This window comes from Spirosoma sp. KCTC 42546 (assembly GCF_006965485.1).
Classification (GTDB): Bacteria; Bacteroidota; Bacteroidia; order Cytophagales; family Spirosomataceae; genus Spirosoma.
On sequence record NZ_CP041360.1, the window covers coordinates 2,467,273 to 2,491,383 of the forward strand.

The 24,111-nt window shown below is 47.2% G+C and carries 28 protein-coding genes; 16 read left to right on the forward strand and 12 right to left on the reverse strand.

The genetic code is table 11. The annotated features are described in order from the left end of the window. Nucleotides 1-150: 150 nt before the first annotated feature. On the forward strand, nt 151-954 hold the full coding sequence (locus EXU85_RS09920) for a phytanoyl-CoA dioxygenase family protein (RefSeq protein ID WP_142771929.1): 804 nt from the start codon (nt 151-153) through the stop codon (nt 952-954). Nucleotides 955-967: 13 nt separating this feature from the next. Here the strand turns inward: EXU85_RS09920 and EXU85_RS09925 are convergent, their stop codons facing one another. From EXU85_RS09925 to EXU85_RS09935, 3 genes are all read right to left on the reverse strand, one after another. Continuing rightward, complete coding sequence (locus EXU85_RS09925) at nt 968-1,351, reverse strand: DUF1398 family protein (RefSeq protein ID WP_142771930.1); 384 nt, start codon at nt 1,349-1,351, stop codon at nt 968-970. A 77-nt stretch (nt 1,352-1,428) separates the two neighbouring features. Further along, on the reverse strand, nt 1,429-2,202 hold the full coding sequence (locus EXU85_RS09930) for a helix-turn-helix domain-containing protein (RefSeq protein WP_142771931.1): 774 nt from the start codon (nt 2,200-2,202) through the stop codon (nt 1,429-1,431). Further along, nucleotides 2,199-3,098 carry a hypothetical protein gene (locus tag EXU85_RS09935; RefSeq protein ID WP_142771932.1) on the reverse strand — a complete coding sequence of 300 codons (900 nt, stop codon included), beginning with the start codon at nt 3,096-3,098 and terminating at the stop codon, nt 2,199-2,201. The genes EXU85_RS09930 and EXU85_RS09935 overlap by 4 nt, the downstream gene beginning before the upstream one ends. A 231-nt stretch (nt 3,099-3,329) precedes the next feature. Here EXU85_RS09935 and EXU85_RS09940 point away from each other — a divergent pair, with 231 nt between their 5' ends. Then, nucleotides 3,330-4,379 (forward strand): NAD(P)H-binding protein, encoded by a 1,050-nt coding sequence (locus EXU85_RS09940; RefSeq protein WP_142771933.1) that lies wholly within the window; start codon nt 3,330-3,332, stop codon nt 4,377-4,379. Nucleotides 4,380-4,462: 83 nt separating this feature from the next. Next, on the forward strand, nt 4,463-4,807 hold the full coding sequence (locus EXU85_RS09945) for a DUF4260 domain-containing protein (protein WP_142771934.1): 345 nt from the start codon (nt 4,463-4,465) through the stop codon (nt 4,805-4,807). Nucleotides 4,808-4,838: 31 nt separating this feature from the next. Here EXU85_RS09945 and EXU85_RS09950 read toward each other — a convergent pair whose 3' ends face one another. Genes EXU85_RS09950 through EXU85_RS09960 form a run of 3 tightly spaced genes read right to left on the reverse strand, consistent with a single transcriptional unit; the run spans nt 4,839 to nt 7,189 of the window. Next, a complete protein-coding gene (locus tag EXU85_RS09950; RefSeq protein ID WP_142771935.1) occupies nt 4,839-5,861 on the reverse strand; it encodes an AraC family transcriptional regulator in 1,023 nt (340 codons plus the stop codon). Continuing rightward, a complete protein-coding gene (locus EXU85_RS09955) occupies nt 5,862-6,443 on the reverse strand; it encodes a Uma2 family endonuclease (protein WP_142771936.1) in 582 nt (193 codons plus the stop codon). Next, nucleotides 6,440-7,189 (reverse strand): helical backbone metal receptor, encoded by a 750-nt coding sequence (locus EXU85_RS09960; RefSeq protein WP_142771937.1) that lies wholly within the window; start codon nt 7,187-7,189, stop codon nt 6,440-6,442. Before EXU85_RS09960 ends, EXU85_RS09955 begins: the two co-directional genes overlap by 4 nt. 121 nt (nt 7,190-7,310) lie before the next feature. Here EXU85_RS09960 and EXU85_RS09965 point away from each other — a divergent pair, with 121 nt between their 5' ends. Then, on the forward strand, nt 7,311-8,162 hold the full coding sequence (locus EXU85_RS09965) for a GLPGLI family protein (RefSeq protein ID WP_142771938.1): 852 nt from the start codon (nt 7,311-7,313) through the stop codon (nt 8,160-8,162). A gap of 38 nt (nt 8,163-8,200) precedes the next feature. Further along, the gene (locus tag EXU85_RS09970) at nt 8,201-11,179 is read left to right on the forward strand and encodes an outer membrane beta-barrel family protein (RefSeq protein ID WP_142771939.1); all 2,979 of its coding nucleotides are present in this window, start codon (nt 8,201-8,203) and stop codon (nt 11,177-11,179) included. A 144-nt stretch (nt 11,180-11,323) separates the two neighbouring features. Here the strand turns inward: EXU85_RS09970 and EXU85_RS09975 are convergent, their stop codons facing one another. From EXU85_RS09975 to EXU85_RS09990, 4 genes are all read right to left on the reverse strand, one after another. Next, a complete protein-coding gene (locus tag EXU85_RS09975) occupies nt 11,324-11,566 on the reverse strand; it encodes a type II toxin-antitoxin system HicA family toxin (protein ID WP_142771940.1) in 243 nt (80 codons plus the stop codon). Beyond that, nucleotides 11,563-11,772 carry a type II toxin-antitoxin system HicB family antitoxin gene (locus EXU85_RS09980; protein WP_142771941.1) on the reverse strand — a complete coding sequence of 70 codons (210 nt, stop codon included), beginning with the start codon at nt 11,770-11,772 and terminating at the stop codon, nt 11,563-11,565. The genes EXU85_RS09975 and EXU85_RS09980 overlap by 4 nt, the downstream gene beginning before the upstream one ends. A gap of 78 nt (nt 11,773-11,850) precedes the next feature. Then, entirely contained in the window at nt 11,851-12,921 is a 1,071-nt protein-coding gene (locus EXU85_RS09985; RefSeq protein WP_142771942.1) for a M42 family metallopeptidase, read from the reverse strand. A gap of 85 nt (nt 12,922-13,006) precedes the next feature. After that, on the reverse strand, nt 13,007-13,432 hold the full coding sequence (locus EXU85_RS09990) for a helix-turn-helix domain-containing protein (protein ID WP_142771943.1): 426 nt from the start codon (nt 13,430-13,432) through the stop codon (nt 13,007-13,009). 134 nt (nt 13,433-13,566) lie between these two features. Between EXU85_RS09990 and EXU85_RS09995 the strand changes: the two genes are divergently transcribed. From EXU85_RS09995 to argB, 10 genes are all read left to right on the forward strand, one after another. Then, nucleotides 13,567-14,256 carry a ClpP family protease gene (locus EXU85_RS09995; protein WP_142771944.1) on the forward strand — a complete coding sequence of 230 codons (690 nt, stop codon included), beginning with the start codon at nt 13,567-13,569 and terminating at the stop codon, nt 14,254-14,256. A 290-nt stretch (nt 14,257-14,546) separates the two neighbouring features. After that, complete coding sequence (gene clpX / locus EXU85_RS10000) at nt 14,547-15,779, forward strand: ATP-dependent Clp protease ATP-binding subunit ClpX (protein ID WP_142771945.1); 1,233 nt, start codon at nt 14,547-14,549, stop codon at nt 15,777-15,779. 152 nt (nt 15,780-15,931) lie between these two features. After that, nucleotides 15,932-16,528, forward strand: a complete 597-nt coding sequence (locus EXU85_RS10005) for a hypothetical protein (RefSeq protein WP_142771946.1) — start codon at nt 15,932-15,934, stop codon at nt 16,526-16,528. Nucleotides 16,529-16,624: 96 nt separating this feature from the next. Continuing rightward, complete coding sequence (locus EXU85_RS10010) at nt 16,625-17,224, forward strand: hypothetical protein (protein ID WP_142771947.1); 600 nt, start codon at nt 16,625-16,627, stop codon at nt 17,222-17,224. A 166-nt stretch (nt 17,225-17,390) separates the two neighbouring features. Further along, the gene (locus EXU85_RS10015; RefSeq protein ID WP_142771948.1) at nt 17,391-18,011 is read left to right on the forward strand and encodes a hypothetical protein; all 621 of its coding nucleotides are present in this window, start codon (nt 17,391-17,393) and stop codon (nt 18,009-18,011) included. A 23-nt stretch (nt 18,012-18,034) separates the two neighbouring features. After that, nucleotides 18,035-18,754, forward strand: a complete 720-nt coding sequence (locus EXU85_RS10020; RefSeq protein WP_142771949.1) for an alpha/beta fold hydrolase — start codon at nt 18,035-18,037, stop codon at nt 18,752-18,754. 153 nt (nt 18,755-18,907) lie between these two features. Beyond that, on the forward strand, nt 18,908-20,050 hold the full coding sequence (locus EXU85_RS10025; RefSeq protein WP_142771950.1) for an aspartate aminotransferase family protein: 1,143 nt from the start codon (nt 18,908-18,910) through the stop codon (nt 20,048-20,050). Between the two features lie 18 nt (nt 20,051-20,068). After that, on the forward strand, nt 20,069-20,446 hold the full coding sequence (locus EXU85_RS10030) for a GxxExxY protein (RefSeq protein WP_142771951.1): 378 nt from the start codon (nt 20,069-20,071) through the stop codon (nt 20,444-20,446). A gap of 49 nt (nt 20,447-20,495) precedes the next feature. After that, the gene (locus tag EXU85_RS10035; protein ID WP_142771952.1) at nt 20,496-21,461 is read left to right on the forward strand and encodes an N-acetylornithine carbamoyltransferase; all 966 of its coding nucleotides are present in this window, start codon (nt 20,496-20,498) and stop codon (nt 21,459-21,461) included. A 99-nt stretch (nt 21,462-21,560) separates the two neighbouring features. Beyond that, entirely contained in the window at nt 21,561-22,349 is a 789-nt protein-coding gene (gene argB / locus EXU85_RS10040; protein ID WP_142771953.1) for an acetylglutamate kinase, read from the forward strand. 95 nt (nt 22,350-22,444) lie between these two features. Here the strand turns inward: argB and EXU85_RS10045 are convergent, their stop codons facing one another. Both EXU85_RS10045 and EXU85_RS10050 read right to left on the reverse strand, forming a co-directional pair. After that, nucleotides 22,445-22,978 carry a C40 family peptidase gene (locus EXU85_RS10045; protein WP_246859493.1) on the reverse strand — a complete coding sequence of 178 codons (534 nt, stop codon included), beginning with the start codon at nt 22,976-22,978 and terminating at the stop codon, nt 22,445-22,447. Nucleotides 22,979-23,247: 269 nt separating this feature from the next. Then, nucleotides 23,248-23,682: a cytochrome B gene (locus EXU85_RS10050; RefSeq protein ID WP_142771954.1), complete on the reverse strand. Its 435-nt coding sequence runs from the start codon at nt 23,680-23,682 to the stop codon at nt 23,248-23,250. 93 nt (nt 23,683-23,775) lie between these two features. Here EXU85_RS10050 and EXU85_RS10055 point away from each other — a divergent pair, with 93 nt between their 5' ends. Then, the gene (locus EXU85_RS10055; protein WP_142771955.1) at nt 23,776-24,078 is read left to right on the forward strand and encodes a DUF4286 family protein; all 303 of its coding nucleotides are present in this window, start codon (nt 23,776-23,778) and stop codon (nt 24,076-24,078) included. The last annotated feature ends 33 nt before the right edge of the window (nt 24,079-24,111 follow it).

The window sequence follows — 24,111 nt, forward strand, 5'->3', positions numbered from 1 at the left end:
GATGTCGGTTTTTAGAAACCGACGTCGCAAGGTTTCTTAAAACCTATACATACTAATTAGAGGTTTTAAGAAACCTCACTAGGTCAGGTTTAAGAACCTGACCTCACAGCAAGATGCGAAAACCTTGAACCTGAAACAATAGAACTAAAAATGACACGCCGGGAGCAATTTGAACAGCAAGGCTATCTTATCGTCCGCAACGTTTTTACACCAGACGAAGTGACTCAATTGCGGCAATCGGCCTACGACTATCGCAATCAGCAGCAGAAACTTGGTTTGGTGGCGAAAGTAAAACAGGCGGCTTCCGTAAAAGGCGATTTACTCAGTAAAGAGAAGCTGGGCTGGGTAATTTACGATCCGCGTATTGTTGCCATTGCCACTGAATTATTGGGCGATACGCCCGTTTACTTCTCGGATAGCACTTACCAAATTGGTACTGGCACCCGAGGGTTTCACCGCGATAATATCGACCGTTACCAGTTCGGCCAGGGTGCCGATTGGGATGGACATTATCCATTAATCCGTTTTGGTATCTATCTTCAGAACCACGATACCTACAGTGGAGGTATCCGATTTAAAAGGGGAAGCCACGAGGCCGCCGACGGTGCCGACGTATTTGCGGACACCCGTGCGGGCGACATTGTGGCCTGGAATATGCGGACGCTCCACAGCGGCAATGCCCGTCGGATGAAAGTGCTGAATAACCTACCACTGCACGTTGGTCTGGAAAATCGTCTGCCCGATTTCCTGTTCCGCGAACAGCAGGGCGAACGTGTCTCCCTATTTTTTAGCTACGGTCTGGAAGGCAAACACCTGGATCGTTATCTGGAGCAGCATATTCAGAAACGGGCTGATATGCAGGAAAACGTACGCTTGTCTGTCTATTCTCCCGAAACGCTCAAAAAAGCTGAGCAGAATAAGGTGAAAGTGCTGGACGTGAAAAAGCTGGTGTAGGTTGGCTAGTGGATCAGACAATTGGAATTTTCTCTTCATAATGCCCGCCTATACCTACGTAAATAACCCGTTTATTGTTACCGGTCAGGATAGCATCGTAGAAGCGAATACCTGATTGAGCAATTTCATTCATAAATTGTGGGTAATCTGTTTTGCCTTCCTGATTGCCCCGAATTGCCTGAATTGTTCCTGCCTGGTCGAAGCGGGTTGCAATGGCTCTGGGTTCCATTATAGTTGGATGAAGTAAGGTCTCACCATCGGCTGATCGGTAGATCATGTTGCCGGATGATACCTCAACAGTGTACGATTGTACACCAGCATCAACGAGTTTCTGGGCTAAATCCGGGTAATTTTGGGCGGTGGCGTAGGCTGCTCTAAGTGATTCTTCGCTTAACATCTTCTCTTTGTTTTGTTCATCACAAAGGTCCGATTTGAGTTTGTGGCACGATTGTAAAAAATCGTTTTTTACTCCTGTTACAAGTCGGGAGAAGCTCGTAGAAATTCAGTCGGAGTTAAGCCTGTGAAGGTTTTGAAGTCCTTAATAAAGTGGGCCTGATCAAAATAGCCAGATTCTAAGCTGATGCCGGTCAGGCTCCTGGTTGTCGAAAAAGCGGCAATAGCCTGTTTCATTCGGACAATGGAGGCAAACCGTTTCGGAGAAGTGCCAACTAGTTGACGAAAGCGCTTTTCAAGTGGGCTTTGGCTAATGCATAATTTATCCGCCAATGAAGTCATTCGGATCGTTCCGTTTGACTGATAGATGTGCTCTAGCGCCAGTGATACAAGTGGATCGACTTTGGGCTTCTGGAGTCTGGAGAGGAGAAAGTGCTCGACAAGTTGAATCCGTTCCTGATCAGTTGTTGCGGCTGCTAACTGGTCTTCGAACAAATCAATATGGGAACGAAGGGCAAAATTGTCCAGTGCCAGACTAGCGTTACCTAGTTCGTGCAAGGGTACATCAAAATACGATGCAGCGCCTGTTTCCGTGAATACAACGAGTAGTGAACTAGTAGCTGGTGAGTTTTTAAACAGACGAAATCCAGTTTGAATACCTGTAATCCCAGATGTGGTTAAGGGCACTTCGGTCGTGTTGTCCACATACGCTAATCGTCCCCGATATTGAAATCCCATCACTACTGACGTGTCAGGTAGCACTTTATACGTCTGCTCATCGCTCACGTCCGAAACGATGAACCGCTTAATGTAAGGCCTTAACTGTTTACCAGGTAGATACTGTTGAAATGTCATGGCTTTTTTACTTCCTGCTGTCGCCCATAGATATAGCGTAGAGCAATGCCAAAGCCCCAGCCTGTTCCATTTGCTGTGATAGACGATTGTGTGTGGGCAGTGCTGTTGACCGTGTAGGCCAGATCGGAGCGTATGGCCTCGCCGAGTCCCCAGTATTTACGCGCATAAACGCCTAGTTCTAACGACGAGGACAAACGGGCAGAATAATCAATTCCAAGCTCCGCAACCCCCGATATAGTTTTGGTTGTGGTGGTATTGTTCAGGTGGAGTGTATCAGCTGTTCGAGGTCTGGTATTGGTATAGTTGTAGCCAATTAACCGGAAATCATCTGCGTTTGCACTACCATTTGGCACAAGCCAAGCGCCTGCCGAGACCCAGAAGCCCGTTCCGTTTTTAGCACGGCTTGCGGAGCCAATACGTCGTTTTACACGTAAAGGTATACCATAGCCGCTATTCTGATAATTGTAAACAAGGGGTCTCGATCCGTTTGCAATCGTGATATTCAGGTGAACAGGCGCAGCGATATAGCCTGTTTCAACTGCCCAGACATTATGGTAGGTATAGCCGAGTAAGGCACTCCAGGTTGTTTTTGTCGATGACGGGTTACTCACCAGTCCATTGAGTGAATTTGTTAGCACACTACCATCATTACGAAATCCACCTTCAAGACTCACATACCAGGTTTGTACCTCTTTGAGCTGATAGGTTTGCAGGTAATCGGATTTGCGCTCCCTCGCAGACCGACGCTCCATGGGGCGCTGATCTGGGTCTTCTGTGAGTACCCGTTGGCGAACAACAGGTGGGGGGGCATAATAATTAGTATCAATCACGATTTCCTGAGCCATTGCTGATACACATAGGCTAAAAAAAAGAGAAAAAAGTGAGATGTGTTTCATGGTAAACGATTGATATGCAAGGATAAGCAAACAGTACGGTTAAGACTATACCAATTACGCAGATTTTTTCGTTTGCGTTGCTGCCCGCCAGAAAGTTCTGACAGAGTTGAGTAACTGGTAGCCAGCTTACCCCACTTTTTCGTAATTGGTCATTCGATTTGCGTAGTTCGTCAGCAACCACCCGGCTGATTCGCCAGACCTTTGTTACGTACTAATTGACGAACAGATCTCATGAATACTACGCCAACAATTCTTGTTCTGGGTGCTACTGGAAGCATCGGTTATGCCGTAACCGCCAATCTGCTGGCCCGCCAGTTGCCGGTAACCATCCTCGTTCGAAACCGGGCTAAAGCCGAAGCATTATTCCCGAATCAACCTACGCTGACGTTGGTAGAAGGCGATGTACAGGATGCCACGTTGTTGAATCGAATTGCTGTAAATCAGGACTTTATCTTTTATGGCATCAATTACCCCTACAATAAATGGTTTGGCAACATGGACACGGCCACCCAAAAGGTGATTGACGCTGCCGCTCAACAGCAAGCGACCATTATTTTGCCGGGCAACGTCTACAATTTTGGGAATACCAAAGCCCCAATCCGGGAGGATAGCAAACCGAATCCCTGCACCCGAAAAGGCCAGTTGCGTGTTGAGATTGAAGCCATGTTAGAGCAGGCTGCCACTGCCGGCAACTGCCGGGTCATGAACGTTCGGTTGCCCGATTTCTGGGGCCCAAACGTACTGAACGAAGGCGTAAAGCCCATCTTTGAAAATGCACTCAATGGCAAAGCACTACCCTGGATTGTAAATGTGGATATTCCACACCAGGCCGTATATACGAAAGACGCGGCTGAAGTTATTGTCCGATTAATGTTGCGGGATTGGGCTACGAAAACACAGTCTTCGGGCATTCAATCGAAGCCGTACGAAGTCTGGAACTATGGTGGAACAACGGTGCCATCCATTCGGTGGTGGTTTGAGCAGATTAACGCCCTAACTGGCAAGCCGTTAAAGGTACAGGTGTACAGTCGCTTTATTGTCAGTGTTCTGGGACTGTTTATGCCTGTGCTACGTGAAGTGAATGAGATGCTCTATCTCTACGAAAATACAATCGTGCTCGATGATCAGAAAGTGCTTTCGCTATTCCCCGATTTCCAGCCTACACCCATGAAACAAGCCTTGATCGAAACATTGACATGGTTCTCTGAGCACGAATTAAAACGGTCGTTTACGGCAGAAGGAGTTTCGGCTTCAGAATTGACACAACTGCCTATAAATTGAATCACCACATCTGTTCTTACAGATTATAAAACTTAGCCGATTCTCTGGAGCGATACTATCAACTCTTGTAAACAAATACGCAAATGAAAACCTTACTAAAATCCGAAGAACTGATCCAATTTCTAGGCGCTATTTACCTGTTCTCCCGCCTGAATTTTGCCTGGTGGTGGTTTCCCGCTCTGATTCTCGTACCTGACCTGAGTATGATTGGCTATATTATCAATCCAGCAATTGGGGCAGTACTATATAACATTGTGCATCACAAAGGACTGGGTATTGTGATTGGTTTGCTGGGCCTGATGACGGGTAATCAGGCGTTAATGCTGGCAGGAGTTATTCTTTTCGCTCACTCCAGTATGGATCGTATGATGGGCTATGGCCTGAAATATTTCGACAGTTTCAAGCACACGAGCTTGGGAGATTTGTGATTAAAGTAGCGTGCGTGGCCTCCTACTTTAATCACGCTACCAGTGCCATTCGATACGCACCCGGTGTTTGGCCCGTCCATTTCTTGAATGACCGAAAAAAGACGCTCGGTTCGGCAAAACCCAGCAGATAGGCAATGTCGGTTGTACTCAGGTAAGGTTCGCGCAGGTGACTGACAGCCAGTTCTTTTCGGGTTTCGTCAAGCAATTGCTGATAGGAGGTGCCTGCCTCTTTTAGGTGGAGTTGGAGCGTTCGGATTCCCATGGCCAGCCGGTCGGCAATGATGGCCAGCGTGGGTTCTTCCCCCTTCATCATCGAAATAATTTCCGATTTCACCCGAGTACTCAACGATGGTAACTTGAGCTTGCTGAGAATGTCGTTCGCATGTTTTTCAAATAGGACCGACAACGTAGGGCTGGCGTTCAGAACGGGCAAATCGAGCAAGCTGGCATCAAGAACAAGTGTCGTTTCGGGTGCATCGAAGGTTAGGCGGGCGGGGGCAAATACGCGCTCATGTTCCCGCGTATCAACCGGACGTGGGTAGGCAAAGTGAATCTCGCTGGCTGAAATACGATGCCCTGTCAATGCCCGCATTGCAGACAGGTAAATCGACAATTCGGAGTTAAGTGCATATTGCGGATAAATAATATCGGCACTGATTATCTGGAGCGATAAGGCAAACTGCTTTCCCGAATTCACAAATTGCCCTGTTGTACGAATACCTTCGCAAACAATATCCTGGTACTGGCACAGTTTATCAAAGGCGCGACCCAATGTAGGGCTGTGCATCATTACATAGGCTAACACACCGATAGCAACCGGATTTACCATTTCACCAAGTTGCAGGGCAATATTGGCGTCGCCCGTGGCCGCTATCACCTCGCGCCAGAGTGCCTGCACCTGCCGAACCAGCACGCGCCCATCGGGATCACGCAGTTGCTCGGGGCTGATGCCTACCGCACGAGCCAGCGCATCAGGATTGGCCCCACGCTGCTGGGCGGCAAATAGAATCAGGTTGATGGAGGCAATGGAGAGGGTGTCGTTGGAGGTTGGCATCTAGCAAAAAATACGTTCGTGGGAAACAAGGAGATCGGGGAAAATACAACTGGGGATTTCGCCCGATTCGTAAACGTCTACTAACGCATACGTACCATTTTCCAACACATACACGTTGACGGCCTTTTCTTTGGGTTGAATAATCCAGTACTCACGTACACCCGATTCTTCGTAGAGATTGTACTTTTCGCTAAAGTCGTTCTTAGCTGTTCGGGGCGAAGTAATTTCAATAACCCAGTCAGGCGCACCTAGACAACCGCTGTCGTCTAATTTAGTTGTATCGCAGATGACACAAATGTCTGGTTGGACAACAGTATGTAGTTGATCTGGTTTGCGCTCATTTCGAATTGGTAAACGCACGTCAAAGGGTGCTGTATAAATCTGACAACCATTGTTGCCCAGATATATGCTAATATCTACCAATAAATGACTTACTGCTAACTGATGCACCCGTTTCGGTGCCGGAGACATCCGATATAATTTCCCTTTGATCAGTTCAACGCTTTCCTCAAACTGCCATTTTAGATAGTCAGCGTAGGTGTACGTTCCGTTGGGGTCGAGTTGGGAGATGTCGGTAATCATACGTTGTTCAGTGCAATTTCGTTACGCAAGTTCCTAAAATAGTCCGACGAGCGCAACAGTCGGCTACCGTACCAGGAAAATAGCTCGCCATCCACGACCATCACCCGTGCCAATGGGCAAATCGCGTTAAACTCTGCCTGGTGTTTTTCTGTGAATGGATACGGTTCCGATGATAGGAAAATCAGATCGGGCTGGGCTGCCCGAAGGTCATCTGTAGTGATTTCAGGATAGCGCGTCTGATCAGCGAAAACGTTGCTAAATCCTGCTATTCCGAGCATTTCGTGAATAAACGTGCCATTGGCCGCTACCATATAAGGCTTTCGCCAGATGAAGTAGGCCACAGAAAGACGTGGAATCTGGAGTAGAGGGATTAGGGAGTCAGTTAGTTGCAAAGCCATCTTCTCCGCTTCTTCATTCTTTCCAACCAGTGCACCTACATCCCGAATCATCGCCAACGCATCTGGCAGTGTTATGATGTCCGTAACATAAACTGGATAGGTTTGCTGAAGTTCTTCTACTTGCTCCCGGTTATTCTCTTCTTTGTTCGCCAGAATAAGATCAGGATTTAATGCCTGTATTTTACTAAGATTCAGGGTTTTAGTGCCACCTACTATCGCCTTATGCTTAACTTTAGTAGCCGGATGGATGCAGAATTTTGTGATGCCAACCAGTTGTTCGTCTACACCCAGATCGAAGAGTAATTCGGTCTGCGACGGAACGATCGAGACAATGCGTTTGGGGGTCATAACGTAGGCATTCGGATGGTAAAAAAACCGACTCAGCGCCGATTTAGCTGCTTTTAACGAGATTTTAGTCGTGAGTTGGAAAATTTGTGCAACGTTTACATCAAGAATTTCTCATTTCACCATGAAACAAGCCATTTTCACCTGTCTCATTACCGGCCTGGTTGCTACGGTATCCGTTGCACAGACCCCTGTATCCGGTAAAATTACGTACGAAGGTATGCGTCAGATTGACCGGTCGCAGATGCGCATGGTCATTAATGGACAGGAAGTTCGACCAGGTGCCCCTGGCGCTCCTGATGCACCGGAAGGGGCACCTGAAGTGATGTCGTTTACGCAGAAACTTGTCTTTGCTGGCACAATGGCCAAAGAAGAACGTGATCGGCCGCAGGGAGGTATGATGTTTCGCCGACAAGGTGCCGATGGTAGCCCCGATGGCGCGGGCGGACCTGGCGGTGGTGATCGGCCCAATCGGGGTGGTGCTATGCGGGCGAATTTCCCATTCGAACAACAGACGTATCTGGATTTAGCCAATCGGCAACGGATTGATGTACTGGTGGTGAAGAAAGATTCTGCCAGCCAGACATACCGCTCTGAAAAACCCATGCCAGCCGCAACCGATTGGCAGGAGAGTGAAAAGACTAAAAAGATTGCAGGCTATGTCTGCCACAAGGCCACTGCTACGCACCGAAAATTGCCTTATACAATCTGGTACACCACTGATCTGCCCTTTACGTATTCGCCCGTTGCCGATCTGACTCCACCCAAAGGTGTGGTATTACTGATTGAATCGGACACGGAATCGTATAAAGCAACAGGAGTTTCAATGGAAGCCGTTGCCGAAGCATCCGTGCAGCCACCTAAAGAGGCTAAAGCTATATCGGCTGACGAAATGGAACAGATCCGGCGAAAAGGCATGGCCGATTTCCGGCAGAAAATGATGCAGAACATGAATATGTCTGCCCCCCGGAATTAAGTAAATACGAATGAATAATGTACAACGTATAATGCAAAATGAAAAACTTACTGACTGTGAAGCCCTTACTCCGAGTTTCGTTATTCATTATTCATTGTGCATTATTCATTAATTTCAGTGCCTCCGCCCAATCTCCGGGTACTATCAAGGGAACTGTAGTCGACTCGGTGACTCGCAAGCCCCTGATGGAGGCATCGGTATCCTTATTACTAGCCCGCGATTCGTCGTTGGTAACCTTTGGGATTACGGATGGGGATGGGAAATTTGAGTTTCCTAAACTGGCCGTAGGTCAATATCGGGTGTTGGTAACGTATGTTGGTTATCGTGGCCGCTCCCGCAGTGTTTCTGTGACCCAGAACGATCCTACAGTCGATGCTGGAACCATTGATATAGTTGCCCAATCACAGACTCTCATGGAAGTTTCGGTGCAGGGCGAACGGGCTCCAATTGCCGTGAAAGGAGATACACTGGAGTTCAATGCAGGCTCGTTTAAAACCCGCCCGAACGCACAGGTAGAGGATTTGCTCAAGAAACTGCCGGGCGTGGAAGTAGACCGGGATGGGAATGTAAAAGCGCAGGGGCAGGCAATCACCAAAGTACTGGTTGACGGGAAACCGTTTTTCGGGAATGACCCCAAAATGGCCACCCGCAACCTTCCCGCCGACATTATCGACAAAGTACAACTCTTCGATCAGGCATCTGAACAATCTACTTTTTCGGGTGTGGATGATGGCGATCGGGAGAAAACGATTAACATCACCACCAAAAAAGATAAGCGTAAAGGCTCGTTTGGCCAGCAAACGATTGGTGTTGGCCCCAAGCCAGGAGACGATGCCCGTTACTCGGGTCGGGTCAGTTATAACCAGTTTAATAATGGTCGCCAGATTTCGATGCTGGGTATGGCTAATAATATTAACCAGCAGGGCTTTACGGCGAGTGATTTAGGGCTTGGTAACAACTTCGGTGGAGCGGGGCAAGGCCAGGGGGGCGGGGGTGGGAGTAACGTGGTACGTGGTGGAGCTGGTGGTGGAAGCGGTAATGGTGCCGGGCAGGTTGGTAGTAATGCCATCACGCAGTCGTGGGCTGCCGGTATTAACTATCGGGATGGCTGGGGTAAAAAGATTGATGTGGTGAGTAGCTACAACGCCAGCAATACCAACACCCTCACCAGTCAGCAAAGCCACCGCGAGAACGTAATTCCCAGTGGTACATCGGGTACAGTGGCTACCCGCGCTGATGCTGGATTTGTTCGTGATCAGGCCAATGGTTCGGATAATACCAATACCAATCACCGCTTTAATCTCCGGCTCGATTACCGACTCGACTCAATGACGACGATTCGGGTGATTCCGAGCTTATCCTGGCTAAACTCAAATTATAATAACAATAGCCAATCGCAAACCTTTACCAATGAGGGTGTTCTGGCCAATTCAAGCCTGACCAACTATAACTCTACCGGTACAGGTTTTACGGGGAATAACTCCTTACTGCTGTTTCGTAAATTTAAGAAACAAGGACGCAGCTTTTCGGTAAACTGGACCATAGGGGCTAATAACCAGGACAATGAGGGTTTTAATAACTCCGTCAATACGTTTAACGGATCATCTACCAGTCTGACATCTGGTGTTATTACGAAAGATACCGTAACGGGGATAACCACACAGAAAATAAATCAGCGCAATAATCAGGAGACGCATTCGATGACCAATACGGTTAACGTTAGTTATACTGAACCGCTATCGCTTCGACAGACGCTTGAGTTTCACTACAACCTGTCGGATAATCACAATACATCAAACCGGGCCGTAAATGATTTTAATGGCACTACAAATCAGTATGATCTGGTGAATTCCAGCTTGAGTAACAACTTTGTAAACGACTACGTAACCAATCGGGGTGGATTGACCTGGCAAACCAAACGACTGAAGTATACCTATGCGTTTGGTGTTGATGCTCAGCAGGCGAGCCTTAACTCACAAAACCTAAGTCGGGAAACAACCTTAAACCGAACCTATTCGAATTTACTGCCCAACGCCTTGTTCACGTATAATTTTGGCAAGAGCCGGCGATTACGACTGAACTACCGCACCCGGCTCAACGCGCCATCGGTGAATCAGTTACAGCCTGTAGCGAACAATACGAACCCGCTTAACATCCAGCTTGGTAATCTCGATCTGCAACCTGAATACAGTCATACGGTATCGTTGAATTATAACCGGTTTGATGCTGCCACGTTCCGGAACATGTTTGTCTTTTTGAATGCGAGCCGGACAGATAACAAAATCGTCAACTCAACGACATTCGACAAATCGGGAGCGCAGACAACCATACCGGTGAATACCAATGGGTATTATACTGTCAATGGATCGCTGGTATTTGGTCGTCCGCTCAAATTAGGAGCGCAGAAAACGAACCTGAACTTATCGACAAACCTGACCTTTAATCAGGGAACGAGTTTTATAAATAATCAATCCAATCAGGCGAAAAACTGGCTGATTGGTCAGGGAGCCACGATAAGTTCAAATTTTACGGAGAAATTAGACCTGAACTTGTCGGGTAACATTAACTGGCAATCGGCCAGGTATTCGCTACAACCGCAACAGAATACGACCTTCCTGAACCAGTCCGTAACGCTCGACGTCTATTACCAATTGCCGCTCAAGTTTACGTTCTCAACCAACGTTTACTACAACCACTACGGAGGTAGTTCGGCCAGCTTTAATCAGTCGTATACACTCTGGAATGCAACGTTGGCCCGGCAGTTGTTCAAGCAAAATCAGGGTGAAATCCGGTTCCAGGCATTCGATTTGCTGAATCAGAATCAGAGTATCGTGCGGAACGTAACAGACACCTATACCGAAGAAGTCCGGAGCCGGGTACTGAACCGCTATTTCATGATCAGCTTCGTGTATAACCTGCGCAAATTTAGTGCGGGCGTTACAGCACCAAGAGATCCATTTCAGGAGCGGAATGGGGGAGGCCAACGGGGGCAGGGTGGCGGCTTCCGCCGGAATTAATTACCAATATCTGTTTAACCACAGAGGCACGGAGAACACAGAGATTTACATTGTTTTTCTCTGTGTTCTCCGTGCCTCTGTGGTTAAAAACTTTGCTTATTTAATATACCGGAAATCCTCCCCGTCTTTCAGCGCCAATAGGGTTTACTCAAACAACTGCTTTGCCAATTCTTCTTTTGTTAAATCGAAATGCTTTGCGATATTTTTCAGGATATTATTTAGAGTGCCTATCTTAATTGGGTCGTGACGCGGAATGGTCTCATAATGTTGACCGTTTTGCATCGTCTGAATTCGGATATGGCTACCCGTTTGCCGAATTACTTCATAACCGAATGGTTTTAGCAACTTTATGAACTCCAGACCTGTCAGATTACGCGGGAACTTCATAGCGCAAATACTTCGTCCTTCACAAAGTGCAGTCGAACCAGTTGCGGCCACTGCGACGGATTGTCGTAGTGACAGTCGACGGCATCCCTAATCATTGTTTTTAGTTCAGCCATTGTATCGCCTTGCGTGAATATGTTCTCACCAACGGCTTGCGCGGTATAGCCGCCTTCGGGATCTTCCTCAACTAAAAAGATTAGTTCTTTCATACGCTTGGCCTGAAAATATGATACAATATAGACAAAAGCGGCTGAATTCTTGTATGGCTGCTTTTGTCTGTTTTTCGGCTATTTAATATACCGAAAATCCTCCCCGCCTTTCAGCGCCAATAGGGTTTCGTACATGAGCTTGATGACGTTCTGCACATCATCCATATGAACGGTCTCAACGGTTGTGTGCATGTACTTGAGTGGCAACGAAATCAAGGCAGAAGCTATCCCCTCGGTTGCATACGCGAAGGCATCGGTGTCTGTACCTGTCGAGCGGCTAACAGCCTGACGCTGGAAGGCAATCTCCTGTTGGTCAGCAACAGCAATCAGGAAATCGAGAACGTTGTTCTGTACGGCAGGGCCGTAGCATAAGACCGGTCCTGCGCCACATTTGAGGTCACCCTGTTCTTTTTTATCGTACTTCGGCGATTGCGTATCGTGGGTTACGTCGGTGCAAATGGCGAGGTCCGGCTTTAGGCGACGGGCAATCATTTCGGCCCCTCGAAGGCCAATTTCTTCCTGAACCGCATTGACAATGTAGAGCGTGAAAGGCAGGGTTACATTGTTTTCTTTTAACAACCGGGCCACTTCAGCAATCATGAAGCCACCCATCCGATTGTCCAGAGCCCGGCCAACAAAATATCGGTTATTCAACTCCATCAGCCCATCGACGAATGTGCAGACGGTACCAACATGAATGCCCATGTCGAGGACTTCCTGCTTGGTTGCCGCACCCACGTCGATGAACAGATCCGTTACTTTAGGGGCTGTATCTTTTGCCAGATCACGGACATGAATAGCTGGCCAGCCGAATACGCCTTCTACCACACCCTGCTTCGTGTGCAGGTTTACCCGCATTGATGGGGCAATAACCGCATCGGAGCCCCCGTTGCGCCGAACATAGAGGTAGCCATCGTCGGAAATGTAATTGACAAACCACGAAATTTCGTCGGAGTGGGCTTCGATTACGACTTTGTAGTCTTTGCCCGGTCCGATAACCCCAACAGCAGTGCCGTAGGTATCCACGATGTATTCGTCGGTATAGGGTTTGAGGTAATCCAGCCAAATCTGCTGCCCTGAGGATTCAAAGCCAGTTGGTGAGGCATTGTTAAGGTACTTGTACAGGAAGCTTTTACTTTGTTCGTTCATTGTGCTTAACTAATGTAAATCCGTTTGCGGTTGAAGGTTATAAAGAATAGTATCTGCGTTCTGTTCCAATTATAAACTAAACGAATCAAAACCCAATCCGTTCGCGCTTCTGCTCAACGCCCATAGAGCGGAGCAATTCCATCGCTATCCGCTCGTCGTATTTGCGTTTCCAGTAGTCCGCTTCCAGGCGAAGTTTGTCTAGCTCGACTTCCTGTTTCTCCACTGTCAGGCGGAGGGTTTCGAGTTCGTGGCTGACGACTGCGTCTGATTTTGGCTCGATGACCTGGGCGGTTACGGCTTCGTCGGAGAGGAGCGTTAGGGGCGAAACGTCCAGAACGCTGGCAATTTGGCTCAGTCGCGAAAGGGTCAGGTCGGTTTTGCCGCGCTCAATATCACCATACGCTGTGGTAGACAGATTAAGCAGATCGGCCATGTTTTCCTGCGATAAACCGCGTTGAAGCCGTTCTAAACGTATTTTTTCGGCCGGGCCACGAGAGGTGATAGTGCTCATATCAAGTAACAACGATAAATTCTAAACCAAAACTGACAGGGTTTTTCGGTAGGATAACGCAATTTTGTAACGAAACGATTCTCGAACTTACACCAATCATTATTGGTTTTCAAATTAACGAAGTAAACCCCATTATGAATAACGAAAAAGAATTCCGCAATTTCGCGGTGCATCACATGGGCCTCAATGGCCTGACAGTAGATGGTTACGTAAAACACACTGTCGAAAATCAACAGGTTGAAAACATGACCCGTTCGGTTATTGAAGAACGGCCAATGAATTTCCGGGAAGTAGACGTGTTCTCGCGCCTGATGGCCGACCGTATTATTTTTATGGGTCTGCCAGTTGATGATAATATTGCCAACATCATTGTGGCTCAGTTATTATTCCTGGAATCGGCTGATCCGAAAAAAGATATCCTGATGTATTTGAACAGCCCTGGTGGTTCGGTCTACGCTGGCCTGGGTATTTACGATACCATGCAGTACGTTCGGCCCGACGTGGCTACGGTTTGTACCAGCCTTGCTGCTTCCATGGGTGCTGTGTTACTGGCTGGTGGCGCTGCCGGAAAGCGTTCTGCTTTACCACACGCCCGGGTCATGATCCACCAGCCATCGGGTGGTGCTCAGGGAACCTCGAAAGATATGCAGGTGACCATGAAGGAAATGCTTGAACTGGAAAAAGATCTGTACCGGATTTTGGCCAGCCATTCAGGCCGTACCTACGAAGAAATCGAACAGGCCTCTGACCGTGATAAATGGTTCCGGGCCGAAGAAGCCAAAGAATATGGCTTGATCGACGAAGTTCTTCGCCGGGAAAAGTAAGCTGAGTTACGAGCTACGGTTTACGACCGCGCGGGCGGCCCCGTTACGATTTTTTGCTGACGCCAGAGTCAAACCGTAAATCGTAGCTCATAAAGCAATAAGTTTGACCGTTTGCTTGCCAGTTAATAACTTTGCTATCGACAAATGGCTCAGGTTCGCCTGAGTCATTTTTTTTCTGCCGAAATTTAGGGTAACAAAGTGTCTTTACGATCTGTTAATTCAAATCGGGTTATAAGCATACCACTCTTATAAATCCGCTAACCCCCAACTTATTCACACTGCAAACGTTCATGCCACAAATTAGTTGCTCGTTCTGTGGACGGCGCAAAAACGAGGTGATGCTGCTACTGTCCGGCATCGACGCACACATCTGTAACTACTGTATCGAGCAGGGGCATCAGGTGGTACTGGAAGAAATGCGCCCCAAAAAGAGCGAACCAACCGAGGTGAAGATCAATCTCATCAAGCCGGTTGATATGAAGCGTCACCTTGACCAATACGTAATTGGGCAGGACGACGCCAAGAAATCCATCACTGTTGCCGTTTACAATCATTACAAACGATTGATGCAGCCAAAAACCGATGATGACGTGACGATTGAAAAATCGAATATCATCATGGTGGGCGAAACAGGTACGGGTAAAACATACCTTGCCCGATCTATTGCCAAAATCCTTGAAGTGCCCTTCTGCATTGCCGATGCTACGGTAATTACAGAAGCCGGTTACGTTGGCGAAGATGTAGAAACGATTCTGACCCGATTGCTGCAAGCTGCCGATTACAATGTTGAAGCGGCTGAACGAGGTATTGTTTATATTGATGAGATCGATAAAATTGCCCGTAAGTCAGATAATCCCAGCATCACCCGTGATGTGAGCGGAGAGGGGGTTCAACAGGCGTTGTTAAAACTTCTGGAAGGGTCGGTTGTGAATGTGCCACCACAGGGTGGACGTAAGCACCCTGATCAACGACTAATCGCGTTGAATACCGAAAATATTCTGTTTATCTGCGGGGGGGCGTTTGATGGAATCGAACGGCATATCGCCAAACGAATCAATACGCGCCCAATAGGTTTTTCCGGAGATCGTCGTTTGAATGACACGCTTGAGAAAGGACATCTGATGCGGTATATTTCGGCCCTTGATCTGAAATCGTTCGGGTTAATTCCAGAACTGATTGGCCGATTACCGGTCCTTACTCACCTCGAACCGCTCGATCGTTCGGCGTTGATGCAGATTTTGACTGAACCCAAAAACGCCATCACCAAGCAATACGACAAGCTTTTCCAGATGGAGGGTATTACGCTTCACTGGGACCCAACGGCATTAAACTACATTGTTGATCAGGCCCTGCAATATGGACTTGGTGCACGGGGGCTGCGCTCTATCTGCGAGTCTATTATTACCGACGCTATGTTTGAGATGCCTTCGCAAACGGGTATAAAAGAGTTAACCGTTAGTCTGGAATACGCTCGTGAAAAATTTGGTAAAACCAGCACGTACCAACTTCGCTCGGTAGCGTAAGTACATACAGATAGCCTCAGAAAACCCTCCACTTCAGAATATAAGTGGCGGGTTTTTTTATGGAATACTGTTTTTTAGAAAACTTGCCTGTCAATGGATAGTTAGTATGTTTATTACGAAAGATTTATTACTTACCATCGACTACATTCCCTATGAGAATTACTACCTGCCAACTTCCTGGAAGTTTGCTATTACTCGCGTTGATTACTTCGTGTAACCGACCAGTTGCCTATTTTCAACCAAACCTTCGTGAGCACAGTGTGGCTACACATACGGCTGCTGAACCTCCGGTTGCCGACCCGACTTCATTGGAACAGGCTCCGGTTGTGGTGGCTAGCCTTGCCCAACAGCCCAGTCAGGCCAACTCTACGCCAAACAGAGTTAATGTGCTGGCTAGCACGAACAAACTAGCTACCCCTAAAACTAGTCAACTGCGACTATATAAGATGCGTACATTATTGGCTTCCACGTCAAGTAAAACAGGCGTTGGCCCTAATGAAACAGCAGCGCCCAGGAAGATGACGTTTGTAGAGCGGTTGATGGTGAAGAAATTGAATACTACAATCAGAAGGCAACTCGCCCCCAATAATCCCGAAAAAACGTGGGCTAGTAAGAGTATCCTGGCTATAGGGGCGGTACTATTGCTGGGGGGTATTTTACTATTGGCCTTCACAACGGGAGGAGGCTTTGCGCTTGGTGCTATTGCAGTAGCTGCGGGTTTAGTTCTTCTATTGGTTGAGCTATTGTAGAGCTGATTTTACTTATTTTTAACAACCTCTTAACAATCGAATAAAGTTGTAGTTGTTGAAGATGATATCTTAATCGTTCACGTTAATTCTCACCTTATGAACACATTCTCCAAACAACTTTTCACGGCACTTTTTGGGTTAGTTATTCTGGCTTCGTGTAGCCGTCCTGTCGCTTATTTCCAGCCCACTGCACGTGAACATAGTGTGTCTACAACTCCTCCAGCTACCCCACTTGTAGCTGATCAAACTCCAGTAGATCAGACCCCTGCTGTGGCTACTAGTCCTGCCCAACAACTTGCCCAGGCAAATTCGACACTGAACGAGGTGGATGCACTGGTAAGTACAAATAACAAACTGGCTGTTAACAAAACAGTGCAGAAACGTCTGAATCGCGTTCGTGCCCTGTTGGCTTCTGCTTCCACTAAAGCCAGCCTGAATCCTACTGAGGTAGCCGCGCCCAAAAAGATGAATTTGATGGAGCGGCTGATGGTGAAAAAAATGAACAAGAAAATCAGCAAGCAACTCGCGCCCAATAATCCTGATAAGGCAATGATAAACTCCGGCACGCTGGCCACGGGTGCTGTTCTCGTTATTGTTGGTTTGCTGCTAATCTTATTAACAACAGGTACGGCCTTTACCGTCGGTGTAATCGCTTTATTAGCTGGAGCAGTTCTTTTGCTGGTTGGCTTGCTGTAACTGGTTTATAATCAGAAGTAGCAGCACAGGATTTTAGCAATAAATCAACTGGCAGAGCAAAAATTTTTGTCTGTAAGCGATTATTTTTTCTTACTTAGTACAACAAATACAAAAAGCTGTAGTTGTTGGGATGATACCTCAATCGTTCAAATTTAACCCCTTTTCTATGAGAGCGCTTTCCAAGTACCTCTTTGCTGCCTGCATGGGCACTGTTATTCTTTCATCTTGTAGCCGTCCTGTCGCCTATTTTCAACCTAGTGCGCGCGAACAGTTTAAATCGACCCAACCTGAAGCAGTTGCTACTGTAACGCCTGTTGAAGCGGTAAAGCCTACGGAAGTGGTGCTCTCGACTCCTGAAGCAACGCCCGCTCCAGCCCCGGCTGAACAGCTTGCGCAAGCTAAACAAGCGGTAAGTCAGGTTGAAGCCTACGTTCGGAATGACAGCAAACTGGCTTCAAACAAAAAACTGACCCAACGGGTGGCTCGTTTGAACCAACTAATGGCCTCAACCAGCGAGAAAGCACTAACGTCGACCAACGTAACGTCTGCCAAGAAACTGACGTTGATGGAGCGGACAATGCTTAAGAAGATGGATAAAAAAATCAAGAGCCATGTTGCTCCTGACCAAGCGAAGGTCATGAATTCCAATGTGCGACTTGGGCTTATTATCGGTATCATTGGCCTGTTGTTGTTGTTACTAGGTGGTGGTAGCGTATTAGGGGTCATTGGCCTTATCGGCTTTATCGTCGGTCTGGTACTTATTCTGCTTGGCGTGATTAACGCATAAAGGAAACAAATCAATTTTTTGGAATGAGCCAATCATCGTCAATTTGTCTCATCCACGGTCACGGCGTAGATGCTTCCATTTGGGATAGCGTCTACGCCGATCTGATTTTGGATGTTCCAGTACTCAAGCCTGATTTCTCCAGAGTAACCAATCATCTGACTATTGAAGCCTATGCGGAGGATCTGTATGGGCATATCAGGACATTACAGGTTGAAAAAGTAGTGCTGGTGGGCCATTCGATGGGTGGTTATATGGCACTGGCCTTTGCCGAGCAACATCCCGAACTGGTACAGGGACTTGTTTTATATCACTCCACCGCCACTGCCGACGATGATGCCCGGAAGGAAGCGCGTCAACAGGCGATTGAGGGTCTGAAAACACAGGGTACGGCTCCTTTTATTCAGAAGCAGTTGCCTAAGATGGTGGCACCCGATTATCCGCCAGAAAAAACGCGGGTATTGGTTGAGCAATTTCTGAGCTTACCGGCCGATGCATTGATTGCCGGTATATCGGCTATTGCCAGCCGCCCCGACCGAACACAGGTGTTACGGGATGCCAAATTTCCGATTTTACTCGTTCTTGGTCGGGAGGATCAACTGATACCCTATGAAAAAACGGCTCAGTTAGCCAGTTTGTCGGATCGTATCCGTGTAGCAACTATTGAGCAGGCTGGCCATTTGAGTATGATTGAGCAGCCAGCTGAATCTGTCCGTGTCCTTCGGTCGTTTTTGGATCGACTCTGAGCGTACAGCAACAAATCATAAAAATGAGGGAGTCTACGGGCTCCCTTTTTGTGTTTTAAGCCCATTTTAAACCGATTATCCGTAAACTTGCAACTCGTTTATGGTCAGGCCCTGATTGAACGAAATGACTCAGGGTATTTAAGCATCAAAAGAATGGCAGAGCTTTTTAACGTTTATCCGTTATACGATATTGAACCTGTTCGCGCGCAGGGTAGCTACCTTTGGGATGTCAATGGCACCCGGTATTTAGATCTCTACGGTGGTCATGCCGTAATCTCGGTTGGACATACACATCCTCGGTATGTACAGGCGCTGACCGATCAACTGCACAAAATTTCGTTTTACTCGAACTCCGTCCGGATTCCGCAGCAACAGGAATTAGCCGATAAACTGGGCGATCTGTCTGGGCACCCGGACTATGCCTTGTTTCTGTGCAATTCGGGGGCAGAGGCTAACGAAAATGCACTCAAACTGGCATCGTTCCATAATGGACGGACAAAGGTAGTTGCCTTCACGAAGTCGTTTCATGGTCGTACGGCGGGGGCTGTTGCCGTTACCGATAATCCGGCTATTGTTGCTCCGGTCAATTACAACCAGCACGTTAGCTTTTTGCCGTACAATAATGCCGAAGCAGCCAAAGCGGGCATTACGTCCGATACCTGTGCGGTCATTGTGGAGGGTATTCAGGGTGTTGGCGGAATTCAGGTAGCCACGGATGAGTTTTTACAAGCGTTGCGTCAGCGGTGCGATGAAACGGGTGCCGTACTTATTCTGGATGGTGTTCAGTGTGGCTATGGTCGGTCGGGCAAGTTCTTTTCGCACCAATTCAGCGGCATCGAAGCCGATATTATTTCGATGGCCAAGGGAATGGGCAATGGTTTCCCAATAGGGGGTATTTTGATCTCGCCCAAGTTTAAAGCCAGTTACGGGCTGTTAGGTACTACGTTTGGTGGGAATCATTTAGCTTGTACAGCCGGTATTGCTGTGTTAGACATCATGAAGGAAGAAGGGCTCCTGGAAAATGCGACCCGAATGGGCAACTATTTCATGGAGGGTATTCGGCAGATTGGTGGCTACAAGGAGTTACGTGGCCGGGGGCTGATGATTGGGATTGAATATGATTTCCCCGTTGATTCGCTACGAAAAACGCTGTTGTTCGAACACAAGCAATTTACGGGGGTGGCCGGTAAGACCATCATTCGCTTGCTGCCATCACTGGCTATTGGTGTGGATGAAGCGGATATGTTCCTGGAAGCGCTGGAGAAATGCCTAAACACAGAGAAAACTGAGGCATAACAGAGCGTACAGAGGAATATGAATGATAACCAGATAACAGAGTCTATTATTGGCTGTGCAATGAATGTACACCGTCGTTTGGGGCCTGGATTATTAGAGTCAGCCTACGAAGAATGCATAGCCTATGAAATGGATAAAGCTCGTATGTTTTTTGAGCGGCAAAAAGCTATGCCAATCGTTTACGACGAAATAAAACTGGATACTGGTTATCGAATAGACTTACTGGTTGAACATAGAATAGTTGTTGAATTAAAAGCAGTTGAAACGCTAACGGATGTTCATCTTGCTCAGATTATGACGTATCTACGATTATCTAATTGCAGATTTGGTCTTCTAATAAATTTTAATGTTACACTACTAAAAAATGGCCTTAAGCGAGTGGTTAATGGATATTGACCTCCGTTTTCTCCGTGTTAATCTCCGTTTCTCTGTGTTTAAAAAATAAATGACCAATTTTCTCTCCCTTGCCGACGTCAGCAATATTGACGCACTTATCCAGTCTGGCCTCGATGCCAAAGCCAATCCTTTTGCCGATCAACTGCTCGGTAAGAATAAAACTATTGGCCTGATTTTCTTTAACTCCAGTCTGCGGACGCGGATGAGCACTCAGAAGGCGGCCCAAAACCTTGGCATGAATGTAATGACCATGAACGTAGGTCAGGATAGCTGGGGGCTGGAAATGGAAGAAGGCGTACTGATGAATGGCGATAAAGCTGAGCACGTTCGCGAAGCAGCCGCTGTAATGGGACGCTATTGCAACATCATCGGGATTCGGGCTTTTGCTGAACTTAAAGATCGGGATAAAGACTATCGGGAGCAGGTGATGCATCAGTTCGCGAAATATGCCAAAGTGCCTATCGTAAACCTGGAATCGGCTACGCGCCACCCTTTACAATCGCTCGCCGACTGTATCACTATTGAAGAAGCGAAACAGAAGTCTTCACTTATACCCGCTCGTCCGAAGGTGGTGCTGACCTGGTTGCCGCATTTCAAACCGTTGCCGCAAGCCGTAGCTAACTCGTTTGCTGAATGGATGAATGCCCGCAACGTCGAGTTTGTCATTACACACCCAGAAGGCTATGAGCTAGCTCCTGAGTTTGTTGGGAATGCCCGCGTAACGTACAACCAGAGTGAAGCGTTTGAAGGAGCTGACTTCATTTATGGGAAAAACTGGTCATCGTATACGCATTACGGGCAGGTACTCACACAGGACCCATCCTGGGCGGTAACAATGGACGACCTAAACCTGACAAACAACGGCCGATTCATGCACTGCTTACCCGTCCGACGTAATCTGAAAGTATCGGATGCGGTGCTCGATAGCCCTCAGTCACTCGTCATTGAGCAGGCTGCCAACCGGGAATGGTCGGCGCAGGCAGTTTTGAAAGAAATTTTAACGAATTTAGGTTAACACAGAGAGACAGAGGATTGCACAGAGCAAGCAGAGCTTAAAATTATTTCTCTCTGTTTACTCTGTGCAATCCTCTGTCTCTCTGTGTTTCAAAAAAACATGGATAACCTTACAGTAATTAAAATTGGCGGAAATGTCATTGACGATCCAACTGCCCTTAAACGGTTTCTTACGGCCTTTGCAGGTCTGTCTGGCTCAAAGCTTCTTGTGCATGGAGGGGGAAAGATAGCTACGCAGGTTGCTGATAAACTTGGTATTGAAACCACTATGGTTGAAGGCCGACGCATAACTGACCAGCCTATGCTCGATGTGGTAACCATGGTGTATGGCGGTCTGGTTAATAAACAGATCGTGGCTAAGCTCCAGGCAATGGATATTAATGCTATTGGCTTAACGGGTGCCGACGGTGGTACGGTTTTGGCCAAAAAACGCCCGGTAAAAGATATTGATTATGGAATGGTTGGGGATATTGAAGAGGTTGACTCGGGCCAGATTCAGTTTTTTCTGCGTCAGGATTTAACACCTGTGTTTGCTCCAATCACCTATAGCGCTGCTGGTGAGTTGCTGAACACCAATGCCGATACAATGGCTTCGGCAATCGCTGTTGATATGGCCGTGCATAACAATGTAACGCTGATTTATTGTTTTGAGAAAAAGGGTGTATTGAGAGATCCTACGGATGACGATAGCGTTATCAATGAGCTTACGCCTGCCCTTTATGCTAACTATAAGACGGCTGGGGCAATTAACAAAGGCATGATTCCAAAATTAGATAATGCCTTTAACGCATTGGGCAACGGGGTGTCGAAGGTAATCATCTGCCATGCGGATGAACTGGCCCAAGCGGTAAATCAGGGGGCAGGAACTACGTTGAAGATAGGGATTTAGTAAAACGTGAAGTGGGTGGAGTAAGTGTAGTACGAACAATGTACCAACTACACTTACTCCACCCACTTCACGTTTTACTAAAAGGAACTAATAACTTATTTCTCTGCCAGCAAATGAGCAACGCGCCGGATGCCCATAAAACGTCGTTGATAATAGCTGGCGTTTAAGTAGTCGTAGCGAACACCACCATTCCAGGCAGAGTGAATGAATTTAACCTGATCGCCAATTACTTCGGTAATTAAACCGACATGGCCAATCCGATTGCCTCCTGCGCTGTGCCCTTTAAAAAGGATCAGATCACCAGGTTGGGCGGCCTCTTTATCAACAGCTTCGCCTACGCTACCTTGGGCAGCACTGGAATGGGGAAGCGAAATTCCAAATTTAGTGAAGCAGAAACGCGTGAAGCCTGAGCAGTCAAAACCGCGGGTGGTTGTGCCGCCCGAGCGATAGCGAATGGAAAGATGCTCTTTAGCGTAGTTGATGACGTCATTAACGAGCGGAATCTGCTCGTAGAAACTTGGCTTGCTTGAAGTTACGGTGGGTACCTCTGTTACGGTAGGTACGGTTTGAGCTTGAACGATGCCAAACGAGACAGTACAAACTACTGTCAGGAGCATTTTTCTCATCATAGAAGTAGGTCAAATCCAAGTTACATAGCATAAAAGTATCGATATAGGGGCAAACTACCTATTCAATGAGGAATATTTTCCACATTTTTTTCCACTTTTTTTGTGCCAGAGTTAACAAGTAACTGACCGTAAACTAATTACTATGATAAATCTTATGTTATTTATTTTACTATCCAGAAAATGCTGACCGTTATCTTAAAATACGTGTGGGTCTATAGCAGTTCATAGACTACAATAGACCCACGGCAAAACGTCATCTGTGGATTGGCTCAGAACCAGCCTGCGCCAATAATACGGAACGGCCAGGGAATGGAAGCCAGAATAAGCAACAGACCCAAGCCATAGAAAATGCCTACCAGACGTTGCTTGGTTGTAGCATCAGAGGCTCGTTTGGAACGGGAGTAGCCAATGGTAATAAGTATGATCGCAATCAACATACCGGTAGTGTGCTCTACACTGTAGAAACGGTAGAGTTTTTCGCTCATCATACTGAAATTCACTTTTGGGCTGATGAACAAAAGAATCAGGCCTATTATCAATTGTGTGTGAATGGAAATTAGGGTGAACAGGTATAATTTGCGGTTGCCATCGGTATAACCGCTACGACCCTGCCACTTGCCAATGGCGGTGATAACAGCAACCAGTAACAGAATAAGGGCTACCCAGCGAAGCCCCGAGTGGGCGTGTACTAATCCAGAATACATAACTTGGTCAGTTTAACGGATAATTTGGTTTCTGAAAGCAAAGAAACAACCAAACCGCCAACTTACCTTGTTGATTGCTTGTTTGTCTTATCTATGATTCTTTACAATACTACCTATAGCGTTGCCAACGAAGTCGCAGAGGATTGGCTTCGCTGGATGAAGCGATTCTTTCTGCCAGCCGCCATAGCCACGAACCTACCCGTCGGGCACCGGGTTTTACGGTTACTGACTGAACTCGATAACGGAGGTACGACCTATTCAATCCAACTTGATTTTGACTCTCTGGAGTCCTACACGACTTATCAGGAGATTCATGCAGATGCCCTGCGCCAGCGGATTCAGCACCGATTTGGCAATCAATTTGTCTCCTTCGATACCTTTTTGGAGGACGCGTAAGAAGAGTGAAGAGTGAAGAGTGAATAATGAAGA